Origin of the sequence: Psychrobacter communis (genome assembly GCF_014836505.1) — a bacterium.
GTDB classification, from domain to species: domain Bacteria; phylum Pseudomonadota; class Gammaproteobacteria; order Pseudomonadales; family Moraxellaceae; genus Psychrobacter; species Psychrobacter faecalis.
The window spans coordinates 1-669 of the sequence record NZ_JACSQR010000087.1 but is presented as its reverse complement, the minus strand read 5'-3'; the positions used below and the strand labels follow the sequence as shown (position 1 = coordinate 669).

The following is a 669-nucleotide window of genomic DNA, read 5'->3' as shown; positions in this document are numbered from 1 at the left end:
GAGAAAGTCGCCTAAGAGCTTTTGCTTTTAGAATCCCCCACTTGAGCTTGTCGAAAGTGGCGGGAGTATGTCAACTGTAATAAGTGACCTTTCATCTCTAGCATCACATTGCACATAAAGTCTAAAGAGTCGATAGCGTCAGGGTCAAAACCAATGAAGAAGTTGGCCAACTCATTATGAGTTTCGGCTCTATATCTTGCCATGAATTCAGCTGCTTCTTGTTCGTTGATAGCTGGATACGCGGCTGGCGAGACATAGTTTTCATCATTGAATGCTTCATACTTAACCAGCCCGCCCTCAATCTTTTCTATAATAGAGTAGCATTCATCTAGAAGCTTCATGGTTTCAAAAGTGCCGTTAGTCTCAAGTAGTAAATCAGGGTCCTCAATAAAATTCAGCTGCGCCCCTACCTCTACATCCCGCGCACTACGACGATTTATCTGATCCACAAACTCACGCGCTAGATAATGCTTCAAACTACCCTTATGCGGTGGTTGCGCTGGATAATGGTCCATAGTGAGTTTAAGAGCGGCGGTAAACCCCATAATCATAAAGTTTAAGCAGCCGTCAAAGTTCCCTAGAACTTCTTTTCTTTGACATACTCCCGCCACTTTCGACAAGCTCAAGTGGGGGATTCTAAAAGCAAAAGCTCTTAGGCGACTTTCTCAC

At 44.1% G+C, this 669-nt stretch carries 1 protein-coding gene; it reads right to left on the bottom strand.

The window, feature by feature from the left end; all coding sequences use genetic code 11:
• Positions 1–11 precede the first annotated feature (11 nt).
• A complete protein-coding gene (locus H9653_RS12400; protein ID WP_191692593.1) occupies positions 12–626 on the bottom strand; it encodes a hypothetical protein in 615 nt (204 codons plus the stop codon).
• Between the last annotated feature and the right edge of the window lie 43 nt (positions 627–669).